General features: G+C 69.3%; 18 protein-coding genes. 8 read left to right on the plus strand and 10 right to left on the minus strand.

The features are described from left to right. Positions 1-46: 46 nt before the first annotated feature. Positions 47-1336, minus strand: coding sequence for an alginate lyase family protein (locus AB0H78_RS14710; protein ID WP_363234748.1), 1290 nt, complete (start codon positions 1334-1336; stop codon positions 47-49). 195 nt (positions 1337-1531) lie between these two features. Between AB0H78_RS14710 and AB0H78_RS14715 the strand changes: the two genes are divergently transcribed. Next, complete coding sequence (locus AB0H78_RS14715) at positions 1532-2938, plus strand: solute carrier family 23 protein (RefSeq protein ID WP_363234749.1); 1407 nt, start codon at positions 1532-1534, stop codon at positions 2936-2938. Here AB0H78_RS14715 and AB0H78_RS14720 read toward each other — a convergent pair. Further along, positions 2917-4086, minus strand: coding sequence for a glycoside hydrolase family 6 protein (locus tag AB0H78_RS14720; RefSeq protein ID WP_363234750.1), 1170 nt, complete (start codon positions 4084-4086; stop codon positions 2917-2919). The two genes, AB0H78_RS14715 and AB0H78_RS14720, sit on opposite strands and share 22 nt — an antisense overlap. 96 nt (positions 4087-4182) lie before the next feature. Between AB0H78_RS14720 and AB0H78_RS14725 the strand changes: the two genes are divergently transcribed. Together AB0H78_RS14725 and AB0H78_RS14730 are read left to right on the plus strand one after the other, a co-directional pair. After that, positions 4183-4890, plus strand: a complete 708-nt coding sequence (locus tag AB0H78_RS14725; RefSeq protein ID WP_363234751.1) for a DUF5995 family protein — start codon at positions 4183-4185, stop codon at positions 4888-4890. 31 nt (positions 4891-4921) lie between these two features. Beyond that, on the plus strand, positions 4922-5854 hold the full coding sequence (locus AB0H78_RS14730) for a TIGR03619 family F420-dependent LLM class oxidoreductase (RefSeq protein ID WP_363234752.1): 933 nt from the start codon (positions 4922-4924) through the stop codon (positions 5852-5854). Positions 5855-5877: 23 nt separating this feature from the next. Here AB0H78_RS14730 and AB0H78_RS14735 read toward each other — a convergent pair whose 3' ends face one another. The 4 genes from AB0H78_RS14735 to AB0H78_RS14750 all read right to left on the minus strand — a co-directional run bounded on the left by AB0H78_RS14735 (position 5878) and on the right by AB0H78_RS14750 (position 9624). After that, positions 5878-7575, minus strand: coding sequence for an NAD(P)/FAD-dependent oxidoreductase (locus tag AB0H78_RS14735; RefSeq protein WP_363234753.1), 1698 nt, complete (start codon positions 7573-7575; stop codon positions 5878-5880). Positions 7576-7632: 57 nt separating this feature from the next. Next, positions 7633-8430 carry a carbon-nitrogen hydrolase family protein gene (locus AB0H78_RS14740; RefSeq protein ID WP_363234754.1) on the minus strand — a complete coding sequence of 266 codons (798 nt, stop codon included), beginning with the start codon at positions 8428-8430 and terminating at the stop codon, positions 7633-7635. Positions 8431-8599: 169 nt separating this feature from the next. Further along, positions 8600-9154, minus strand: coding sequence for a sugar O-acetyltransferase (locus AB0H78_RS14745; protein WP_363234755.1), 555 nt, complete (start codon positions 9152-9154; stop codon positions 8600-8602). 14 nt (positions 9155-9168) lie between these two features. Continuing rightward, entirely contained in the window at positions 9169-9624 is a 456-nt protein-coding gene (locus AB0H78_RS14750) for an Lrp/AsnC family transcriptional regulator (RefSeq protein WP_363234756.1), read from the minus strand. Between the two features lie 193 nt (positions 9625-9817). Between AB0H78_RS14750 and AB0H78_RS14755 the strand changes: the two genes are divergently transcribed. Further along, positions 9818-10189, plus strand: coding sequence for an ATP-binding protein (locus tag AB0H78_RS14755; RefSeq protein WP_363234757.1), 372 nt, complete (start codon positions 9818-9820; stop codon positions 10187-10189). A gap of 53 nt (positions 10190-10242) precedes the next feature. Here AB0H78_RS14755 and AB0H78_RS14760 read toward each other — a convergent pair whose 3' ends face one another. From AB0H78_RS14760 to AB0H78_RS14775, 4 genes are all read right to left on the minus strand, one after another. Continuing rightward, entirely contained in the window at positions 10243-11088 is an 846-nt protein-coding gene (locus tag AB0H78_RS14760) for a SigB/SigF/SigG family RNA polymerase sigma factor (RefSeq protein ID WP_363235147.1), read from the minus strand. A gap of 215 nt (positions 11089-11303) precedes the next feature. After that, the gene (locus tag AB0H78_RS14765) at positions 11304-12767 is read right to left on the minus strand and encodes a GuaB1 family IMP dehydrogenase-related protein (protein WP_363235148.1); all 1464 of its coding nucleotides are present in this window, start codon (positions 12765-12767) and stop codon (positions 11304-11306) included. A 188-nt stretch (positions 12768-12955) separates the two neighbouring features. Continuing rightward, a complete protein-coding gene (locus AB0H78_RS14770; protein WP_363234758.1) occupies positions 12956-13921 on the minus strand; it encodes a glycoside hydrolase family 6 protein in 966 nt (321 codons plus the stop codon). Positions 13922-13938: 17 nt separating this feature from the next. Continuing rightward, complete coding sequence (locus AB0H78_RS14775) at positions 13939-16152, minus strand: glycoside hydrolase family 9 protein (protein WP_363234759.1); 2214 nt, start codon at positions 16150-16152, stop codon at positions 13939-13941. A gap of 317 nt (positions 16153-16469) precedes the next feature. Between AB0H78_RS14775 and AB0H78_RS14780 the strand changes: the two genes are divergently transcribed. The 4 genes from AB0H78_RS14780 (at position 16470) to AB0H78_RS14795 (ending at position 20962) form a co-directional block, all read left to right on the plus strand. After that, positions 16470-17759: an extracellular solute-binding protein gene (locus AB0H78_RS14780; protein WP_363234760.1), complete on the plus strand. Its 1290-nt coding sequence runs from the start codon at positions 16470-16472 to the stop codon at positions 17757-17759. Positions 17760-17853: 94 nt separating this feature from the next. Then, positions 17854-18819 (plus strand): sugar ABC transporter permease, encoded by a 966-nt coding sequence (locus AB0H78_RS14785; RefSeq protein ID WP_363234761.1) that lies wholly within the window; start codon positions 17854-17856, stop codon positions 18817-18819. A 2-nt stretch (positions 18820-18821) separates the two neighbouring features. Continuing rightward, complete coding sequence (locus AB0H78_RS14790) at positions 18822-19643, plus strand: carbohydrate ABC transporter permease (protein WP_363234762.1); 822 nt, start codon at positions 18822-18824, stop codon at positions 19641-19643. Continuing rightward, entirely contained in the window at positions 19640-20962 is a 1323-nt protein-coding gene (locus AB0H78_RS14795) for a GH1 family beta-glucosidase (RefSeq protein ID WP_363234763.1), read from the plus strand. The genes AB0H78_RS14790 and AB0H78_RS14795 overlap by 4 nt, the downstream gene beginning before the upstream one ends. Positions 20963-20984: the final 22 nt, after the last annotated feature.

Here is a 20984-nt window from a genome sequence, read left to right on the forward strand (position 1 = left end):
ATCGCCTCATCCTAAGCGGCTGCTCAGGAGCCCCTGGGGCCAGGGCTCAGCCCGCGATCGAGTCCAGCTGTTCCGCCGCCGGACGCAGGGCCCACATGTCCCCGGCGGGCGGTGCCTGCAGTTTCGGTACGGCGGCTTTCGCCTTCGCGTCACCCGCGTCGGCGGCCGCGTGCACGATGTCGCTCGCCGCGTACCGGTAGAACTCCAGCTCCGGATGCGGCCAGGCCGCCTCGCCCGTCGCGGCGGGCAGCAGATAGTCGACCGCCTTGAACAGGCTCTGGCCCTGCGGCCCTTGATAGGCCCAGAGGTTCACGCCGACCTGCTTGCCGATCGCCGCGAGCCGGGTGTAGGCGACCAGGTCGAATGTCGAGTAGTGCCAGCTTCGGGTGCGGGCGAGCTCCTGGGGCTGGCTGCCGTCGGCGGCTATCTGCGGGTCGATGAGCTTGGCGCGGGCGTCGAGGACCTTCGTACGCGCGAGGTCCTTGTTGCCGGTGGCGAGCGCGAGACCGGCGATCTGCATGTCGGCGAAGGTGCCGTGGTTGTTCGCGGCGGCCGACTCCTGCTTGCCGAAGTCGGAGTCGACGAGCCAGTCCAGGAAGCTCATGTTCCAGCTGCTCATGCCGGCGCGGTCGTTCTTGGACCAGCCGGGCGCCCCGGTGTCGAGGATCGCGAGGGCGTCGAGGACGCTCGTGTACTGCTGGCTGAAGTCGATGATCCCGATCGCCCGGCCGTCGTACTTGCAGGGGATGAACTGCCCGTGATTCAGGTTGGGGTTCATCCGGGTCGCCGGGTCGACGAACCAGGTCCGCAGGATCTTCGCCGCCTGTTCGGCGTAGACCTTCTTGCCCGTGTAGTACCAGGCGAGGCTGAGCGTGGTCGTCGAGTTGAAGACCTTGCCGATGTCGGGGCGGTCCGTGCCGGTGTCGACCTCCGGATTGCGCACGCCGTCCCGCTGGACGTACGGGCAGCCCCAGGGGTTGTCGGCCGTCTTCGGCTGCGAGGGCCACCAGTAGGGGGCCTGGCTGAGGTAGTCGTGGACGTCGCCGCCCGGTGCCGGCTTCGGCTTGTCGGTGACGGTCCAGGGCCCCTGCCCGAGCCATGAATCCGCCTGCGCGGTCAGGGACTTGACCGCCTTGCTCAGCGCGGGGTCGCCGTGCGCGAGGCGGGCACGGGCCTGCTGGAGCCGGTGTCCGTCCATCACGGGGGTACGGGGTGCCGGGGAGCCCCTGTGGTGCGGGGCCGCGGCGGCGGAGGACGCGGTCGGTACAAGTACGGCGGCGATGGCTGCCACAGCGGCGATCAGGGCGTGCAGACGCCGGCGAGGTCGACCTCTCACAGAACGCTCCCATCAGATATGTGAACGCGGTTCATGAACGAGACCGTGCGAGCGTAGAGCCGCCCGGTCGACCTGACAATGCCCCTGACAAACCTGGGCACCCGGTTCACGGAGATGAGTGGACCTGCTTATTCCGCATTAACATTGCGCTGATCTTTACCGCCTGAAGAACACACAGAACGAACGGGAGCGACCATGGGCCTCGGCGTGCGCTGGACCTTGCACGGCGACGGGAAGAACCCCGCTCCCGGAGCAGTCGTACGACCCGACGAGCGGCTCTCCTGGCCGCGCACCGCCGGACTCGGCGCCCAGCACGTGGTGGCCATGTTCGGGGCGTCGTTCGTCGCGCCCGTACTGATGGGTCTCGACCCCAACCTCGCGATCATGATGTCCGGCGTCGCGACCATGATCTTCCTGCTCGCCACCCGCGGCAGGGTGCCCAGCTACCTCGGCTGCTCGCTCTCCTTCGTGGGGGTGGCGGCCGCGATCCGCGCCTCGGGCGGTTCCAGCGCGACCGTCACCGGCGCGATCTTCGTCGTCGGCGCGGTGCTGTTCCTCGCGGGCCTCGCGGTCCACCACTTCGGCGCCCGGATCATCCACGCGGCGATGCCGCCGGTGGTGACCGGCGCGGTCGTCATGCTGATCGGCTTCAACCTGGCCCCGGTGACGGCGGCGACGTACTGGCCGCAGGACCAGTGGACAGCGCTCCTGGTGATGCTGGGCACCGGCCTGGCCGTGGTCTGTCTGCGCGGATTCTTCTCGCGCATCGCGATCTTCCTCGGGCTGCTCTTCGGCTACGGCATCTCCTGGCTCTTCGACCGGGTCTTCGGCAAGATCCACTCGATGTCGGCTTCGGGCGAGGTCACCGACCACTGGCGCCTTGACCTCTCGGCGGTCGGCCATGCCGACTGGATCGGCCTGCCGACCTTCCACGGCCCGAGCTTCGAATGGTCGGCGATCCTGGTCGCCCTCCCCGTCGTGATCGCGCTGATCGCCGAGAACGCCGGCCATGTGAAGGCCGTGGGCGAGATGACCGGCGACAGCCTGGACGACAAGCTGGGCACCGCGATCGCGGCCGACGGCGTCGCCTCGATGCTCTCCACCGGAGTCGGCGGCCCGCCCAACACCACGTACTCCGAGAACATCGGCGTGATGGCGGCGACCCGTGTCTATTCCACGGCCGCGTACTGGGCCGCCGCCTGCTTCGCCCTGCTCTTCGGTCTCTGCCCCAAGTTCGGCGCGATCGTGGCCGCGATCCCGGGCGGCGTGCTCGGCGGCATCACCGTCATCCTGTACGGAATGATCGGCCTGCTCGGCGCCCAGATCTGGATCAACTCCCGGGTGGACATGCGCAACCCGCTGAATCTGGTGCCGGCCGCGGCGGGCATCATCATCGGCGTCGGCGGCGTCTCGCTGAACATCAGCGACAACTTCCAGCTGGGCGGCATCGCGCTCGGCACGATCGTCGTGATCACCGGCTATCACGTGCTGCGCGCCTTCGCCCCGGCCCACCTCAAGGAGCAGGAGCCGCTGCTCGACTCGGGCACCTCCTCGTACGAGAAGGGCGACGGGGACGCGGATCAGCCGCCCGCCAGCTCATAGGCGTACTCCGGTACGAAGGTGCCGGCCTCCCCTTTGCAGCCGTCGGACTCCCCCGGCAGCTTCACCCAGAGATAGGCGTCGATACGGGCCTGCCCGGTGTGCGTCGTGGGCGCCTGCCCGATCGCCCGGCCCGCCGGGTCGCACCATGCGTCGTCGGCCGGGGCGCCGTTGCCGTTGCGGCTGGTGTCGATGACCGCGCCCAGACGCGCGGGGCCACCGAGCGCGGCCAGCACCCTGCGGGCGTAGGCGGCCTCGTCGGCGGTGCGGTTGAAGTTGGAGACGTTGGTGAAGATGCCGTCGCTGCTGCTCGCGGCACCGGCGGCCCGCAGGGACGCCGCCTGCCGGGCGGCCGGGTTCCAGACGGAGTGGCCGCCGTCGAAGTACACCTTCGCCTTCGGTGCGGCGGCGTGGACGGCCCGGCCCGCGCGGGCCAAGGAGGCGAAGCGGGCGGCCCGTTGACCTGCCGAGAGGCAGTCGGTCTGGGCGATGGAGTCGGGTTCGAGAATCACGATCGAGGGGCCGCTGCCGAGACCGGCGGCGAACTCGCGCATCCAGCGGTCGTACGCCGCCAGGTCCGGAGCCCCTCCCGCCGAGGCGCCGTCGCAGTCCCGCAGCGGGATGTCGTACGCGACGAGCACCGGCACCCTGCCCTCGGCGGCAGCCCGCGACGTCACCGCGCGGACACGGGAGCGCACCTGGTCGGGGTCGTGCTCCGGGAACCACACCGCGGCCGGCCGACCGGCGATGCGCGACGCTATGAGCGCGCGGCGCGGGTCGTCAGGGTGGGATTCCACCCAGTCGAGCACCTGCGAGTCGGAGTGGCGGTAGAGCGGGCCGCTGATCGCCCCCGCTGCGTACCGGGTGGGGCGATCGGCGCTTCCCTTCGTACGGGAGGGCGTTGCCGAGGGGCTCGGAGCGGCGGACGACGTCGTGGGGCTGGGGCGGGCGGGCAGAGGCAGCGGCTGCGCGGAACTGCTCACCTCGGGCCGCGCCTCATGCGTACTCCCGCCGCCGTGCTGCGCGGCCAGCACTCCGGCGGCCGCTCCTGCCATCACCACCGTGCAGGCGGCGACAGCCAGGGCATTGCGGCGCACGGCACGGCGGCGCTCGATCCTGTCCGCGCGGCGCTCCGCGCGTAAGCCCGACACCTCGAACTCCCCCTCACCCGGACCCCGTTCCCCCGTTCTGGGGAAGCTCGGCCCTGACAGCACACACGGGGAGCCTAGGGCTGCAAAGGTGCCGCTATGGCGCAGACGGAACATTTCGCAGTTCGGACGGGTCCTCTCGGCCCTTCGGTCGACATGGTGGTGGCGCGGATGCGCGCGCTGCGGTCCCAGTGGCCTCAGGCCGACGGGGTCGCCGTCTTCAACGAGGTGTATCTGACCGTCACCGAGGAGATCGACCGCCGCATCGACGACGGCCGCGGGTTCACCGACGCGCGCGCCGCCTGCGCGCTCGACGCGCTCTTCGCCGGCCGCTATCTGGCAGCCGTCGACGCGGTGGCCGAGGGCGGGCGGCCTCCCGCCTGCTGGCAGCCGCTCTTCCAGTACCGGCGCCATCCGGGCGTCCGCCCGCTGCAGTTCGCCCTTGCCGGGATCAACGCCCACATCGGGCATGACCTCGCGCTCGCGGTCGTCGACAGCTGCCAGATGCTGGAGTGCGAACCGGCAGACCTGGAGGACGAGTTCGACCGCGTCGGCGACATCCTCGTCACCCTGGAGGAACGCATCCGCGAGGACCTGATGCCGGGGCCCGACCTTCTGGAGATCGCCGACCCGCTCACCCATCTGTTCGGCTCCTGGAGTCTGGACCGGGCACGCGACGCCGCCTGGTCGGCCGCACGCGTCCTGTGGGGTCTGCGGGAACTCCCGGGACTGGCCGGGGAGTTCAGAGAGCGGATGGACGCGGGCGTCGGCCTGGTGGGGCGGTGCCTGCTGACGCCGCTGCGCTGACGTTGACGCCTCAAGGAGATGGGTCGGACACATGACGATCGCACTTGGTCTCGGACTCCCCCAGATGAAGCAGTACGCCATCGGACGCGACGTCCCCCTCGTCGCACGCACCGCGGAGGAGACCGGCTACGCGTCGCTCTGGGTCTTCGAGCGCATCCTGTTCCCGGAGCCCCCGGCCCAGGGCCTGTACGGAATCCCGGGCCTGCCCTGGCCGGACCGGTACCGCTCGGTCGCCGACCCGCTGGTCACCCTGACGCTGGCCGCCGCGGCGAGCGAGCGGGCCAGGCTGGGCACGAGCGTCCTGGTCGCCCCGCTGCACCTGCCCTTCCAGCTGGCCAGATCCCTGGCGACGCTCGACGCGGCGAGCGGCGGCCGGGTCGTGGCGGGGCTCGGCACCGGCTGGTCCCTGGACGAGTACGCGGCGGCAGCGGTGGCGCCCTTCGCACGGCGCGGTGCGGTCCTCGACGAGCTGCTGGATGTGTGCGCGGCGGTCTGGGGCCCGGACCCGGTCGCGTACGAAGGCGAGCTCACCACCATCGCCCCCTCCGAGGTCGGCCCCAAGCCGCAGCGCCCGATCCCCGTCTACCTCCCGGCGAACAGCCCGAAGGCATCCAGGCGCCTGGTGGACCGGGCGGACGGCTGGATGCCCGCCGCGATGGGACCGGGACCGCTGACCGCGGGCTGGCAGAAGATCCAGGAACTGGCGGCGGAGCGGGGCAGGGAGCGTCCGGTGGCGGTGACGGTCAGGGTCAACGCCTCGTACAGCGCGCAGCCGTACGAGGGCGACGACCGCCGCCCTTTCCAGGGCAGCGTGGCACAGATCGTCCAGGACCTGGCGGAACATGCGGCGACCGGGATCGCGGACGAGTTCCTGCTGGACCTGCAGGGGACGATGCGGGACGCGAAGGAGCTGGTGGACGTGGCGGCGGAGGTGTACGAGGCTGCGCGCGCGGCCGGGGTGTAGGCCCTTGGAGGGGGCTTGCGCTCTCAGTCCTCCGGGAGTTCCACCGGTGCGATCTCGTCGTACAGGTCGCCCGGCCCCGGGTTCGAGGGATCCGTCGTACCGGAGAAGTGGTGCATGACCCCCCACACCGCGTTGAGCGCGGTCTGCACCGCACCCTCCGCCCAGCCCGCCGTCCACGAGATGTCGTCGCCCGCGAGGAAGATCCCCCGCTTGTCCTGCTCCAGCCGGTCCTGCATAAAGTGCGTGAACAGCCGCCGCTGGTAGCGGTAGTGCCCCGGCAGGTTCGCCTTGAACGCGCCCATGAAGTACGGCTCGTTCTCCCACGAGACCGTCACCGGGTTGCCGATGATGTGCTTCCGGATGTCGACCTTGGGATAGATCTCCCCGAGCGACTTGAGCATGACCTCCATCCGCTCGTTCGCGGACAGCGGCAGCCACTTCAGGCTGTCGTCGCACCAGGTGTAGGAGAGGCAGATCGTGGCCGGCTTGTCCGGACCGTCGTCCAGCAGGTAAGTGCCGCGCGTCATACGGTCGGTGAGCGTCATCGACATGACGTCGCGCCCGGTGACCTCGTCCTTGTCCAGCCAGAACGGCCGGTCGACCGGCACGAAGAGCTTCGAGGACTCCATGTAGTGGGTCCGCTCCATCGCCGTCCAGTGGTCGATCGGGAAGAGCGAGTCGTCGCAGGCGATCTTCGAGAGCAGCATCCACGACTGTGCGGTGAAGACCGCTGCCTGGTAGGTGCGGATGTCGCCCGTCGCATCGGTGACGGTGATCCGGTTCCCCGCCGTACGGTGCAGCCGCGTCACGGCCGGCTTCGGCTCGCGCCCCGCATGCAGCGAGGCGAGCGAGGTGCCCTGCGCCCAGTGCACGATCTTCTCCGGCTCGCGCTCCCACAAGCGCAGCGGCAGCTGCTGCGAGCCGCCCACGATGCCGCGGTGGTGGTCGTCCGCCTCGGTGTAGACGACGCGCAGGATCTCCAGGATGGAGTTGGGGAAGTCGGTGTCCCAGCCGCCCGTGCCGAAGCCGACCTGCCCGAATATCTCGCGGTGGCGGAAGGACTTGAAGGACTCCGAGTCGCACAGGAAGCCGTAGAAGGTCTGATTGTCGAGCTTCTCCACCAGGTGCGACCAGATCTCGCGGATGCGCGGCACGTCGCGCTCGCGCAGCGCCCGGTTCATGTCGGCGAAGTCGGCGCCCTCTTCCAGGCAGGCGTTCCAGGCGTGCATCACATCGCGGTAGACCTGCGGCAGATCGTCGACCGAGGTCGCGTAGTGGGACTCGCCCTTGAGGTCGACGACCGTCGAGGGGGTCACGGGCGAGAGCGGGTTCGGGAAGGGCTTCGTCTCAAGGCCGACCAGGTCGATGTAGTGCTGCAGCGCCGTGGAGGACGGCGGGAAACGCATCGCACCCATCTCGGCGGTGAGGGTGGGGTCGCAGCCGTCGAAACCGACGGTCCGCAGGCGTCCGCCGATCCGGTCGGCCTCGTAGACGACGGGCTTGAGGCCCATCTTCATCAGTTCGTACGCCGTGATGATGCCCGACAGACCGCCGCCGATGACCGCGACCTCGGTGCCGTGCGCGGTGGCGGGTATCTGGCCGAGCCCGGCCGGGTGGGCGAGGAAGTCGTCGTACGCGTAGGGGAAGTCCGGGCCGAACATGGTGATCGGCGGCTGCGCGTCGTCGTGCTGGACGGCAGTGGTGGGCACCGTGGACGTCATGAGGTACGGACTCCTTGCGCGAAAACGTAAAAGAGAGAGCGGGGGGGAGGGCGGGGCTCAGGTCAGGGAGGAGTACAGGCCGGGGCGCCGGTCGCGCAGATACGGGTTGTTCTCCCGCGACTCCTGGAGGAAGGCGGGGTCCGCGTCACCGAAGACCAGTTCCTCGCCGCGGCCGGCGCGGGCGCGGGCCGCCCCGTCGGGGCCCGCCAGGCAGCTGAGCCCGACGAACTCGAACTCGCCTTCCTGGCCGGTCCTGTTCACGTACGCGATGTACATCTGGTTCTCGAAGGCCCGCACCGGGACGAGGGACTCGGCGACGAACTGGAAGGGGTGCATCTGCGCGGTGGGCACCAGGAGCAGATCCGTGCCCGCGAGGGCGTGTGCCCTGACGTTCTCCGGGAACTCCACGTCGTAGCAGATCATGATCCCGATCCGCAGGCCGCCCAACTCGGCCTGTACGACTGCCTGTTCACCTGGTGTGAACCACTTGCGCTCGAAGCCGCCGAAGAGATGCGTCTTGCGGTAGCCGAGCAGGACGGTCCCGTCGGGGCCGATCAGCTGGGCCGCGTTGTGGACCGCTTCGCCCGCGCGCTCGGGGTAGCCGTAGAGCACCGCGAGACCGTGGCGTACGGCGATCTCGGCGACGGCCTGCGCGGATGCACCGTCGGCGGGCTCGGCCAGCCGGTGGACGTCGCCGCCGATCGCGTATCCGGTCAGATACATCTCGGGGCAGACGAGCAGCCCCGCGCCCGCGGCCGCCGCCCGGCCCGCCGCGTCGTCCAGCACCCGGAGGTTTTCCTCGACCGAGCCGGGGCGGCCGGAGCTCTGGAGCAGGGCGGTGCGCAGCGGCGGCATGGCAGACCTCGGGAGGTGCGTACGGGCATTCGGGGGACGTGATGACGGTACGTTTCGGCGCCGAGCCCCGACAAGACGCGACCGTTGCGCACCGACCGTCGGTTCGTTGCGCAATCAGCGTCCGAGACGGCGATTCATTGCATACGTGACCCCGGTCACCCCTTGCGGGTCACTCCAGGGTGCGGATCACCCGGGCCGGGTTGCCCACGGCCAGCACGCCCGCGGGCAGATCCTTGGTGACGACCGAGCCCGCGCCGACGACCGTGTTGTCCCCGATGCTCACGCCGGGACAGACGATGACTCCACCGCCGAGCCAGACGTTGTCCCCGAGGGTGACGCTCTCGCTCCTCTCCCAGCCGGCCCGGCGCCGTTCGGCGTCGAGTGGGTGCTGAGGGGTCAGCAGCTGCACGTTGGGGCCGATCTGGCAGTCCGCACCGATGGTCACGGCCCCGGTGTCCAGGAAGACGGCGTTGAAGTTCACGAAGGTGCGCGGTCCGATGCTGATCCGGTGGCCGAAGTCGCAGTGGAAGGGCGGCCTGATGCGGACGTCCTCGCCCACCGAGCCGAGCAACTCCCCGAGGATCTTGGTGCGTTCGGGTCCGGTCGCTCCCGCGGCGTTGTACGCGTCGAGCAGGCCGATACGTCGTACGGTGTCGGCGCCCAGTTCGTCGTCCTGCGGCAGGAACCAGTCGCCCGCCATCATCCGCTGCTTGTTCTCGCCCATGGGGGGAGATCCTGTCAGGCGGGTGCGCCCGAGGAGAAGCGCCTCAGCAGCGGCGAGAGCACCAGGACCGATTTCGTGCGCTCCACGAAGTGCTCCCCCGCGATGCGCTCCAGTACGCGCTCGAAGTGGCGCATGTCGGAGGCGAAGACCTGGACGATCGCATCGGCCTCGCCGGTGACGGTGGAGGCGGAGACGATCTCCGGGTAGCGCTCGAGGCCGCGCTGGATGGCTTCGGGAGAGGTGTTGCTGCGGCAGTAGATCTCGATGAAGCCTTCGGTCTCCCAGCCGAGCGTGGCGGGATCCACCCGGACGGTGAAGCCCGTGATGGCGCCCTCGGCGCGCAGCCGGTCCACCCGGCGCTTCACCGCGGGCGCGGAGAGGCCGACGAGGGCGCCGATGTCCGCGAAGGAGCGGCGGGCGTCTTCGGCGAGGGCGTGGACGATGCGTTCGTCGAGGTCGTTCAGTCGCACTGCGGGGAGGTCACTTCTCTGCGGGATCGGGGCGGGAGCGTGGCGTCCCGTATGCGCAGTAGATCACGGGGCCGGGCGCCGTCCGGACTCCGGAGATGCCCGCGCCCTGTCCGCCCGCAGCGAACCCCAGGATCCGTGGTGGTGGATCCGCTCAGTCGGGGTATGCGAGCGGGAGATACCTGAGGAGCCGCCCGTGGTTGTCGTGGACTCGCCCTTGGCGGACAGTGCCACCGCTCGCGACACTGCCGCCCGTTTTCTCGTCGAGCACTGCCCCTGGGCCGACCTCGACGCCGTTCTGCTGGTCGTCAGTGAGCTGGTGGCCAACGCCGCCCGCCACACGGCCGGCTGGTGGCGGCTGCGCCTGAGCGCCGGCCCGGAGCAGCTGGTGGTGGAGCTGGACGACTCCAGCCCGCACCACCCGGTCGCCCGTACACCCGACTTCGGCGGCGGTGGCGGCTTCGGCTGGCCGCTGGTGCTGCGGCTCGCGGGCCGGGTGGAGATCTGTCCGCTGCCGCTCGGCAAGACCGTACGTACGACATGGACCCGGCCGGCGACCGCCTGCTGAATGGCCGAAACCCTCGCCGAGTCGGCTCGGCGAGGGTTCCTGTGGACCGTTTCCTACTCCTGCGTGAGGAGCCCCTTGCGCAGCTGCGCGGTGATGCGGGTCAGCAGCCGCGACACATGCATCTGGGACACACCGAGTTCGGCGCCGATCTGCGACTGGGTCATCTCCAGCCCGTACCGCATCTTCAGGATCTGGCGGTCGCGCTCGTCGAGCTCCTCGACGAGCGGCTTCAGCGCGGTCAGGTTCTCGATGGCCTCCAGCTCGGGATCGTCCTCGCCGAGGCGGTCCGCGAGCGCGTCCGATCCGCTCTCGGAGGCGTCGTCCAGCGGGATGTCGATGGAGCCCGCGGTGTAGCCGTTGGCCGCCACCATGCCCTCGATGATCTCGTTCTCCGAGAGGTCGAGGTGCGCGGCGAGTTCCGCGGTCGTCGGCGTGCGGTCGAGCAGCTGGAACAGCTCGTCGTTGGCGCGGGCGAGCGCGATCCGCAACTCCTGGAGCCTGCGCGGAACATGCACCGACCAGCTGGTGTCGCGGAAGAACCGCTTGATCTCGCCGACGATGCACGGCATCGCGAAGGTCGCGAACTCCACCTCGCGGCTGAGTTCGAAGCGGTCGATGGCCTTGATCAGACCGATGGTGCCGACCTGGACGATGTCCTCCATCTGGTCGGCGCGGCTGCGGAAGCGCGCGGCCGCGAACTTGACCAGGGAGAGGTTCAGTTCGATCAGGGTGTTACGGGCGTACTGGTACTCGTGCGTCCCCTCTTCGAGCGTCGACAGCCGCGCGAAGAAGAGCCGTGAGAGCTCCCGGGCGTCGCGCGGAGCGACCGCTGCGGGGCTTTCCACGTACGGCAGTTGCTCGTCCGTCCGCTCACTGTCCGGACCGGCATCGTGCGACATGAGTCCGGTCGGGACTGGGACTCGGCTCGCCATGGACACGGTGTCCTCCCCTTCTGCTCAGATGCGTTCGCAGAAGCCGACTACCCGGTATGCCGTCGTCCATTCACGGAAATCAGGCCAAGGAAGTGGCGGAGGCTGTGAGGAAAGGGTGCCGGAATGCCGCAGCCGGCCCCCGCGAAGTGCGGGGACCGGCTGTGTGGTTGGGCAGATGCGGGTCAGTTCCAGCTGGCGTGCAGCGGCTTGCCCTCGGCGTATCCGGCGGCGCTCTGGACGCCGACGATCGCCTGGTCGGCGAACTCCTCCAGGGAGTTGGCGCCTGCGTAGGTGCAGGAGGAGCGGACGCCCGCGATGATCGAGTCGATCAGGTCCTCGACGCCGGGGCGGGCCGGGTCCAGGAACATCCGCGAGGTGGAGATGCCCTCCTCGAAGAGCGCCTTGCGGGCGCGGTCGTACGCCGACTCCTCGCTGGTGCGGTTGCGGACGGCGCGGGCCGAGGCCATGCCGAACGACTCCTTGTACCAGCGGCCGTCGGCCGACTGCTGCAGGTCGCCCGGGGATTCGTACGTCCCCGCGAACCAGGAGCCGATCATGACGTTCGACGCACCGGCGGCGAGCGCCATGGCCACATCGCGCGGGTGACGGACGCCGCCGTCGGCCCAGACGTGCTTGCCGTGCTTCTTCGCCTCGGCGGCGCACTCCAGGACGGCGGAGAACTGCGGGCGGCCCACGCCGGTCATCATGCGGGTGGTGCACATGGCGCCGGGGCCCACACCGACCTTGATGATGTCCGCGCCGGCCTCGATGAGGTCGCGTACGCCCTCGGCCGCGACGATGTTGCCCGCGACGATCGGGACGTTCGGGTCGAGCGCGCGTACGGCCTTGACCGCGGCGATCATCGACTCCTGGTGGCCGTGCGCGGTGTCCACGACGAGCGTGTCCACGCCCGCGTCGAGGAGCTGCTTGGCCTTGCCCGCCACGTCGCCGTTGATGCCGACGGCGGCGGCGATGCGCAGCCTGCCCTGGGCGTCGACGGCGGGGCTGTAGAGGGTGGCGCGCAGGGCGCCCGTACGGGTGAGGATGCCGACGAGCCTGCCGCCGCCGTCCACGGCCGGGGCGTAGCGCCGGTTGGCGCCGTCCAGCTTGTTGAAGGCGTCGCGCGGGTCGATGTCCGCGTCGAGCAGCACCAGGTCCCTGGACATGACGTCGGAGAGCTGGGTGAAGCGGTCCACTCCGGCCAGGTCCTGGTCGGTGACGACACCGATCGGCTTGTGGTCGGCGTCGACGACCACGCCGGCGTTGTGCGCGCGCTTGGGCAGCAGCGACAGCGCCTCGGCGACGGTCTGGGTGGGGGCCAGCACGATCGGGGTGTCGAGCACGAGGTGGCGCGTCTTCACCCAGGAGATGACGTCGGTGACGACGTCGATCGGGATGTCCTGGGGGATGACGACGATGCCGCCGCGGCGGGCGACGGTCTCGGCCATCCGGCGGCCGGCGATCGCGGTCATGTTCGCGACGACCAGCGGGATGGTGGTGCCGGTGCCGTCGGGGGCGGAGAGGTCGACGCCCTGGCGGGAGCCGACCGCGGAGCGGCTCGGCACCATGAACACATCGTCGTACGTCAGGTCGTACGGCGGCTTCAGATCATTGAGGAAACGCACGTGCTGAACATCCCAGTCGATCGGAGTGGCCCCTAGGCATTTCAGCCAGGGGAAAAAGCACGTAGTTCATTCTCCCATGCCCGGACGATTGCGCAGCCCGGGAGATTCCTCCAGGGCTGCGGGGTACGTGCTGGTCGCATCCTCCAAGCGCTTTCCGTGGCCGGGCGCGGGGCGGGGGCTGTCAGGAGCCTCCCGCCCCGCGCCGCGGGTCAGGTGCCGTCGATCAGACGGACAGCGAGATCGGGGCTGAACTGCCCCGCGGGGACGGTGGGTGCGGTGCCGCACTTCCCGTCCGAATTACCGGGTGTCTTGATCCAGAGCAGCAGATCCGCACCGCCTCCGACCTGCGGTGACGTGCCGAGCCTGCGCCCCGAGGGGTTGCACCACACACCGTTGGAGCCATTGCCGTTGCGGCTGGTGTCGACGACGAATTTCGGGGCGGAGCCCAGCTTCGCGGTGACCGAGTTCCCGTACGAGACCGAGGCGGCCGTGGTGTAGAAGTTCGACACGTTCACCGCGAATCCCCGGACCCGGTGCACCCCGGCCGAGTCGAGGCGGCTCGCCATGGTGGTCGCGTCCACCCAGCCGGCGTTCCCGGCGTCGAGATAGGCCCAGGTGTCGGGGGCCTTCTGCTGGAACATCTGGGCGGCGTAGTCGATCATCGCGAGCCGGTCGGCGACCGCCGTGGCGCTCATACAGCTGAAGTCCGCCAGGGAGTCGGGCTCGATCACGACGAGCGCCGGGCGGTCGGCGACAGCCGCGGCGAAGGTGGAGATCCAGGTGCGGTACGCGGCGACGCTGCCCGCCCCTCCCGACGACTCGCCGCCACACGCGTCGCGGCCCGGGATGTTGTACGCGACCAGGACGGGCAGCTGGCCATGGCTTGCCGCCGCACCGACGTACGACGACACGGCGGGTCCGATGCCGCCGCTCTCATTGGCGAACCAGCGGGCGATCGGCCGGGAGGCGATGGACGACTGGATGCGTGACGCCCGGGCGTCGGAGGGGTTGTTTCTGGCCCAGACGGCCGGGCTGGAGTTGGGGTTGACGTAGAAACCGCTGGTCAGGCTGATGGGGCTGGCTGCGGCCTGTGTGGTGTTCGCGGTGGCCCGAGGGGCCGTCAGCGTAACGGCCAGACAGATCAGGACAGTTCCGAGCAGGGCTTTCCCACGCACGATGGTTCTCCTTTGCTTCAGCGGGATGCGGCGAAGGCAGCCGTCCAGGCGAGCGCCGAGTTCCAGTTGATGGCGACCTCGTTGGTGGAGTACGAGAAAATGTCGTCGATGTAGCAGGTGGCGGGGGCGCAGCCGGGGAGGTTCTGCTGGGCCACCGGGTCCTGCAGAGCGGAGTTGGGGCCGCCCGCGAGGGATCCGGCCGGCGGGGACGGCAGCGTGGCGTCCAGTTGGTGGGCCCAGATGCGGTGGTGCTGGTTGTGGCTGGCCCGTGTCCCGTAACCGGTGACGAAGGACTGGTTGAGGGCGTTGCGGCCGAGCAGGTAGTCCATCGATTCCAGGACGGCGTCGCGGTAGCGGCCGCGGTGGCTGAGGTCGTACGCCGTCGCGATGACCAGGGCGTTGTTGGCGGTGGCGCTGTTGGAGCCCCAGACATAGGCGCCGTCTGCGGGCAGGTAGGGGTTGGGGTAGCCCTGGGCGTGCTGGTCGGTGACGAAGCCGTCCGCGACGGCGAGGACGCGTTTGCGGGCGGCGGCGACCATGCGGGCAGGGAAGCGGTGCGGCAGCCGTACGACGGTGAGGTCGGCCAGCGCGCCGGTGTCGCGCCAGGAGAATCCGGCAGAGGTGATCTGCGTGTCGATGTGACGCAGATAGCCGCGGTCGCCCGTGGTGGCGTACAACTCCGCGGCCGCCCAGGAGAATTCGTCGTCGACCTGGGTGTCGTCGTAGGCGCCGCCGCCCACGCTGTCGCTCTTCGGTGCGTAGATGTCGGGGTGGGCGAGCGCGGCCTGCCAGGCCGTCCGGGCCGCTGTCAGACACCGCTGGGCGAACGCCTTGTCGTAGCGGGCCCAGACCCGTGCGCACTGGGCTCCGGCGGCCGCCAGGTTGAGGGTGGCGGCGGTCGACGGCGGGTGGAGATAGCGGGGCTGGGTGTCGCGGTCGGGCCGGGTGGGGAGCGCGGTCCAGGCCAGGTCGTGGATCTTGTGGTGGACCATGCCGGCCAGCGGCTTGCCCGCGGGCACCTGCATGCCGAGCAGGAACTCCGTCTCCCAGCGGGACTCGTCGAGGACGTCCGGGACGCTGTTGGAGTTCTCCGGGATGCTCAGCAGACCGTCCCGGGTTTCCTCGCGGTCGCCCTGGTGCAGTGAGCGCTCGTAGGAATCCATCAACTGCCAGTCGGCGAGGGCGCCGTTGACGACGTACTTGCCCTGGTCCCCGGCGTCGTACCAGCCGCCGCGGACGTCCAGCGAGTAGTCGCAGGTGCCGGGCAGACACGGCACGTCGGTGTCGCCCTTGTTCGGTGCGATGCCGAGGTGTCCGGCGGGTCTGGCGTAGGCGGCACCGGCGTACTGCGCCTCGATCGGCGTGCCGCTGCGCGAGGCGTAGAAGAAGCCGAGGGCGTCCTTGGCGAGCGCCCGGTAGGGGTTGTCCGCGATGGCGAAGGGCGCGCTGGCCGCGTCTCCCACGACGAGCGTGTAGCCGGCGGCGACGGTACGGATCCGGCTGAAGTCCGCGATGTGCACATGGTCGCCCGACTCGGCGTCCTGGCCCTGGACGCGGGTGAGTCCGTCGGCGACGGCCGCACCCGAGGCGTTGAGCAGCCGCCAGGGGACGGGGGTGGTCGAGGCGTCGACGATGGATGCCTTCTTGGGGCCCGAGGCCGGGTAGCCGTACTGGTTGACGCGTACCGGAGAGCCGAAGTCCCGGCCCCCGCCGGGCGGCACCGCGCCACCGGTCAGCGAGACGTCGTCGATACACAAGGTGAACGCTTCGGTGGCGCCGCCCTGTTGGAAGGAGAGCTGGCCGTGCAGGCCGGCCACCGTGGAAGTGCCGGTGAATTCAAAGGACTTGGGCGTGGCGGTGAGGGCGACCGTCTTGTTGAGCGTGGTGGTGTACGGCGCTGCGGCCAGCTGCAGGACGGAGTGGACGGAGACGCTCCTGCTGGCGGAGGCGGTGAACCGCAGCGTGTACGGCTGACCGGCCTCGAGCGGGATGTCGTTCTCCGCGACCATGGAGTCCCAGACGTTGGCCGTACCTGCCGGGATGTCGGCACACAGCCGCCCCAGCTCCACACGGGAAGGCGTGTTCCCGCTGCTCCACCAGGGAGTCTTCACGCTGTCGAACGTGCCGTTGAGCACCCGTTCATAGCTCGCGGCATGCGCGGGCGTCGCCGTCATGGCGACGATCAGCGCAGGGGGCAGACAGACTGCGGCCAGTCTGAATCTGAGGGACATACCGGGCCCTTCTCGATGGCAGGGATCCCGGCTCGGTGCGGCGTCAGTGCCAGATGTTCGCGTCGGCCGCCAGAGGTGTCAACGCTTTCGACGCGTTCAACTCATGAAAACTTTCTCCGCCCCAGCTCTTCCCATGAGCGGCGAACTCCTTCTAATCTCCGGGCTGTTACCGCTCCCAGTTTTTACAGGGAGCGGACACACTCACCGGCTACGACTGTGGCGTCAACCCAGGTAAATGGTGTGAAAACGGCCTTGGACGAGGCCATTCCGATTGTTACCGCTCCCGGAAACTCTCCGGCGAGACTGGAGGCACCCGCATGATCGCTCGACTTGGACGAGTGCTGCTCGCGACTGCGGTCACCGGCACACTCATGGCCACAGCCGCCTGCGGCTCAGGAGGCGACAGCGCCTCCGACTCGGGGAAGACCACCCTGGTCGTCAAGACGTTCGCCCAGTTCGGCTACGAGGACCTCTACAAGGAATACGAGGCGAGCCACCCCGGCATCACGATCAAGGAGGAGAACATCGCCAAACTCGGCGACTACTCCCCCAAGCTCCAGCAGTGGATGGCCACCGGGAGGGGCGCCGGCGACGTGGTCGCCCTGGAGGAGGGCATCCTCACCCAGTTCATGGACAAGCCCGACCAGTTCGTCAATCTGCTCGACCACGGCGCAGGAAAGCTCAAGGGCGACTTCCTCGACTGGAAGTGGAAGCAGGCCCTGACCCGTGACGGCAAGACGCTCGTCGGACTCGGCACCGACGTGGGCGCCCAGGGCATGTGCTACCGCACCGATCTGTTCAAGAAGGCCGGACTGCCCACCGACCGCGAACAGGTCGGCGCGCTCTGGCCGACCTGGGACGACTATCTGGCCACGGGGAAGAAGTTCACCGCCGCCGACACCGGCGGCGCCCACTTCTTCGACTCCGCAGGATCCATCTACCAGAACATCCTGATGCAGCAGGGCGACCACACGTACTACGACACCGACAACAAGCTGGTGATCGACAGCAATCCGGGCGTCAAGGCGGCCTGGGACAAGACCGTGGAGATGGTCGACGCCAAGCTCTCCGCCGACATCGCCCAGTGGAGCCCGCAGTGGAACGCCGGCTTCAAGAAGGGAACGTTCGCCACGATCCCCTGCCCCTCCTGGATGCTCGGCACCATCGAGAAGCAGGCGGGCCCGGAGAACGCCGGCAAGTGGGACGTCGCCAAGGTCCCCGGCAACGGTGCGGTACGCGGCGGCTCCTTCCTCGCCGTGCCCAAGCAGAGCAAGCACCAGAAGGAGGCCGCCGAGCTCGCGGCCTTCCTGACCAGTGCGAAGGGCCAGACGGCCGCCTTCAAGTCCAAGGGCAACTTCCCCTCCGCGCTCCAGGCGATCGACGATCCCGCCGTACAGGGCTACACCAGCGCGTACTTCAACAACGCACCGGTCGGGCAGATCTTCGGCGCGAGCGTGAAGGCACTGCAGCCGGTCTACCTGGGCCCCGACAACATCCAGATAGGCGACCGCGTCACCAACGCCCTGGCCGCGATCGAGCAGGGGAAGCTCAAGCCCGACGCCGCCTGGGACACGGCCGTCGCAGAGGCGAAGCGCGCAGCCAGGTAAACCCCGTCGACGGCCGGGGGCGCGGAAGCGGGACGCACCGCGCCCCCACGGCCGCCCGCACCACACCGCACTCCGAAGGACTCAAGGACTCGTCTTGGCAACTCACCTGCGGCAACGCCCTGTTGGGGCCGCCGCCCACGACGCGGGCCCCTCCCCGGACGCCCCGCGCGCCCGCCTGCTGTCCCGGCTGGACACCAAGGGCTCCCCGTACCTCTTCCTCGCGCCGTTCTACGTCGTCTTCGCCGTCTTCGGGCTCTTCCCGCTCGGCTACACCGCCTGGGTGTCGATGCACTCCTGGTCGATGACCGGCAAGGGCGACTTCATCGGCTTCGACAACTACACCGAGCTGTTCGGCGACCCCGATTTCTGGAACGCCCTCGTCAACACCCTCGGCATGCTGGTGCTCGCCACCGTCCCCCAGCTGTTCATCGCCCTCGTCCTGGCCGGACTGCTGAACCAGAAGCTGCGCGCCACGACCTTCCTGCGCATGGGCGTGCTCCTGCCGATCGTCACCTCGGTCGCCGCCGTGGGCATCGTCTTCAGCCAGATATACGACCGTGACGCCGGCATGGCCAACGGTCTCCTCGGCCTGGTGGGCGTCCACCCGATCGACTGGCGCGCCGACAAGTGGTCGTCCTGGCTCGCCATTTCGACCATGGTCAACTGGCGCTGGACCGGCTACAACGCCCTGATCTACCTGGCCGCGATGCAGTCGATCCCACGGGAGCTGTACGAGGCCGCGGCCATCGACGGGGCCGGCCGGATGCGCCAACTGTGGAGCATCACCGTTCCCATGATCCGCCCCGCCGTGATCTTCACCGTGATCTCGTCGACCATCGCCGGCATGCAGCTCTTCACCGAGCCGCTCATCTTCGGACAGGGCAACTACGCGATCTCCGGCGGCACCCTGCGCCAGTTCCAGACGCTGTCGATGTACATGTTCGAGAAGGCCTTCAGGGACTTCGACTACGGATACGGATCCGCCGTCGCCTGGATGATCTTCCTCGTCATCATGCTCCTCACCCTGATCAACTTCCTCGTCGTACGAAGGGCGAAGTAGCCGTGCGCAGAACCAGCCCCCTCGTCCACCTCACCCTGATCGTCGCGATAGCCCTCTCCGCATTCCCCCTGTACTGGCTCTTCGTCGTCGCCTCCCGCTCCAACGACATCGTCGGCGACTGGCCGCCGCCCCTGCTCCCCGGCAGCCACCTCCTCGACAACATCTCGCGGCTCTTCGACGCCGAGGACGCCCACTTCCTCAAGGGCATGCTGAACTCGGCGATCGCCTCGCTCGCCGTCACCGTGTCCGTGGTCTTCTTCAGCTCGCTGGCCGGCTTCGCCTTCGCCAAACTCCGCTTCCGCGGCAAGAACTTCCTGCTGATGACGATCCTCGGCACCATGATGATCCCGGTCCAGATGGGCATCATCCCGCTCTACATGATCATGGTGGACTTCGGCTGGGAGAACCGCCTCCAGGCCGTCATCGTGCCGTTCCTCGTCTCGGCGTTCGGGGTCTTCCTGATGCGCCAGTACGCCGAGCGCGCGGTCCCCGACGAGCTCATCGAGGCCGCCCGGGTGGACGGCTGCCACACCTTCCGGATCTTCTGGACGATCGTCATGCCGGCCCTGCGGCCGGGTGCGGCGGTGCTCGGCCTGTTCACCTTCATGGGCACCTGGAACGAGTTCCTCTGGCCGCTGGCCGTGCTCGAGTCGGACAACCCCACGGTCCAGTTCTCCCTCAACCAGCTCTCCACCTCGTACTACACCGACTACACCCTGATGTTCTCCGGAGCCCTCGTCGCCACGCTCCCCCTGCTCCTGGTCTTCCTCGTCTCCGGGAAGCAGATCATCGGCGGCATCATGGAAGGGGCCGTCAAGTCATGACCACGTTCGATCCCGACTTCCTCTGGGGCGCGGCCACTTCCAGCTATCAGATCGAGGGCGCGGTCACCGAGGACGGGCGCGGTCCCTCCATCTGGGACACCTTCTCGGCAACGCCGGACAGGATCCTCAACGGCGACACGGGCGCCGTGGCCGCCGACCACTACCACCGCTACCCCGAGGACATCGCGCTGATGTCCCGACTCGGCCTGCGTGCCTACCGCTTCTCGCTCGCCTGGCCCCGCATCCAGCCGGACGGCCGCGGCCCCGCCAACCCCAAGGGCCTCGACTTCTACCGCCGCCTGACCGACACCCTCCTGGAACAGGGCATCCAGCCCTGGCCGACGCTCTACCACTGGGACCTGCCCCAGCCGCTGGAGGACAAGGGCGGCTGGCCGGAGCGGGACACCGCCGAGCGGTTCGCCGAGTACGCCTCACTCGCGTACGAAGCCCTCGGCGACCGCATCACGGACTGGACCACCCTCAACGAGCCCTGGTGCTCGGCCTTCCTCGGATACGCCACCGGCCGTCACGCCCCCGGCCGCCGCGAGCCCGCAGCCGCCGTACGCGCCGCCCACCACCTCCTCCTGGGCCACGGCCTCGCGGCCGAGGCGATGCCGGACGCCCGCGTGGGCATCACCCTCAACCTCACACACGTGACCCCGCGCACCGAGGCTCCCGCCGACCTCGACGCGGCCCGTCGCATCGACGGCATGCAGAACCGTCTCTTCCTCGACCCGCTCCTGCGCGCCGCGTACCCGAAGGACGTCCTGCACGACCTGCGCGACGTCACCGGCACCGGCCACATCCAGGACGGCGACCTGAAGACGATCGCGGCCCCGCTGGACTTCCTCGGCATCAACTACTACGCGCCGATGCTGGTCGCCGGCGGCACCGAGCCCACCGCATCGGCCTACGTCGGCTCCCCGTCGGTCCACATCGCCGACGGCGGCCGCCCGAGGACCGCCATCGGCTGGGAGATCGACGAACACGGCCTGCACGACCTGCTGTTGCGCCTCAAGGCCGACTACCCCGCGGTCCCGCTGTACGTCACCGAGAACGGCGCCGCCTTCGACGAAGAGGTCCACGACACGGCCCGTATCGCCTACCTCGACGGCCATCTGCGCGCCTGCGCCCGGGCCATCGTCCAGGACGTCCCGCTCAAGGGCTACTTCGTCTGGTCGCTCCTCGACAACTTCGAGTGGTCCTACGGATACTCCCAGCGCTTCGGCATCGTGCACATCGACTACCCCACCCAGCGCCGCACCCCCAAGGACAGCGCCCGCTGGTACGCCGCCGTCATCGAGCGTGGCGGTCTGTGAACCACCGGCCTAGAGTTCTGAT

Source organism: Streptomyces sp. NPDC050738, assembly GCF_040654175.1.
GTDB lineage: Bacteria > Actinomycetota > Actinomycetes > Streptomycetales > Streptomycetaceae > Streptomyces.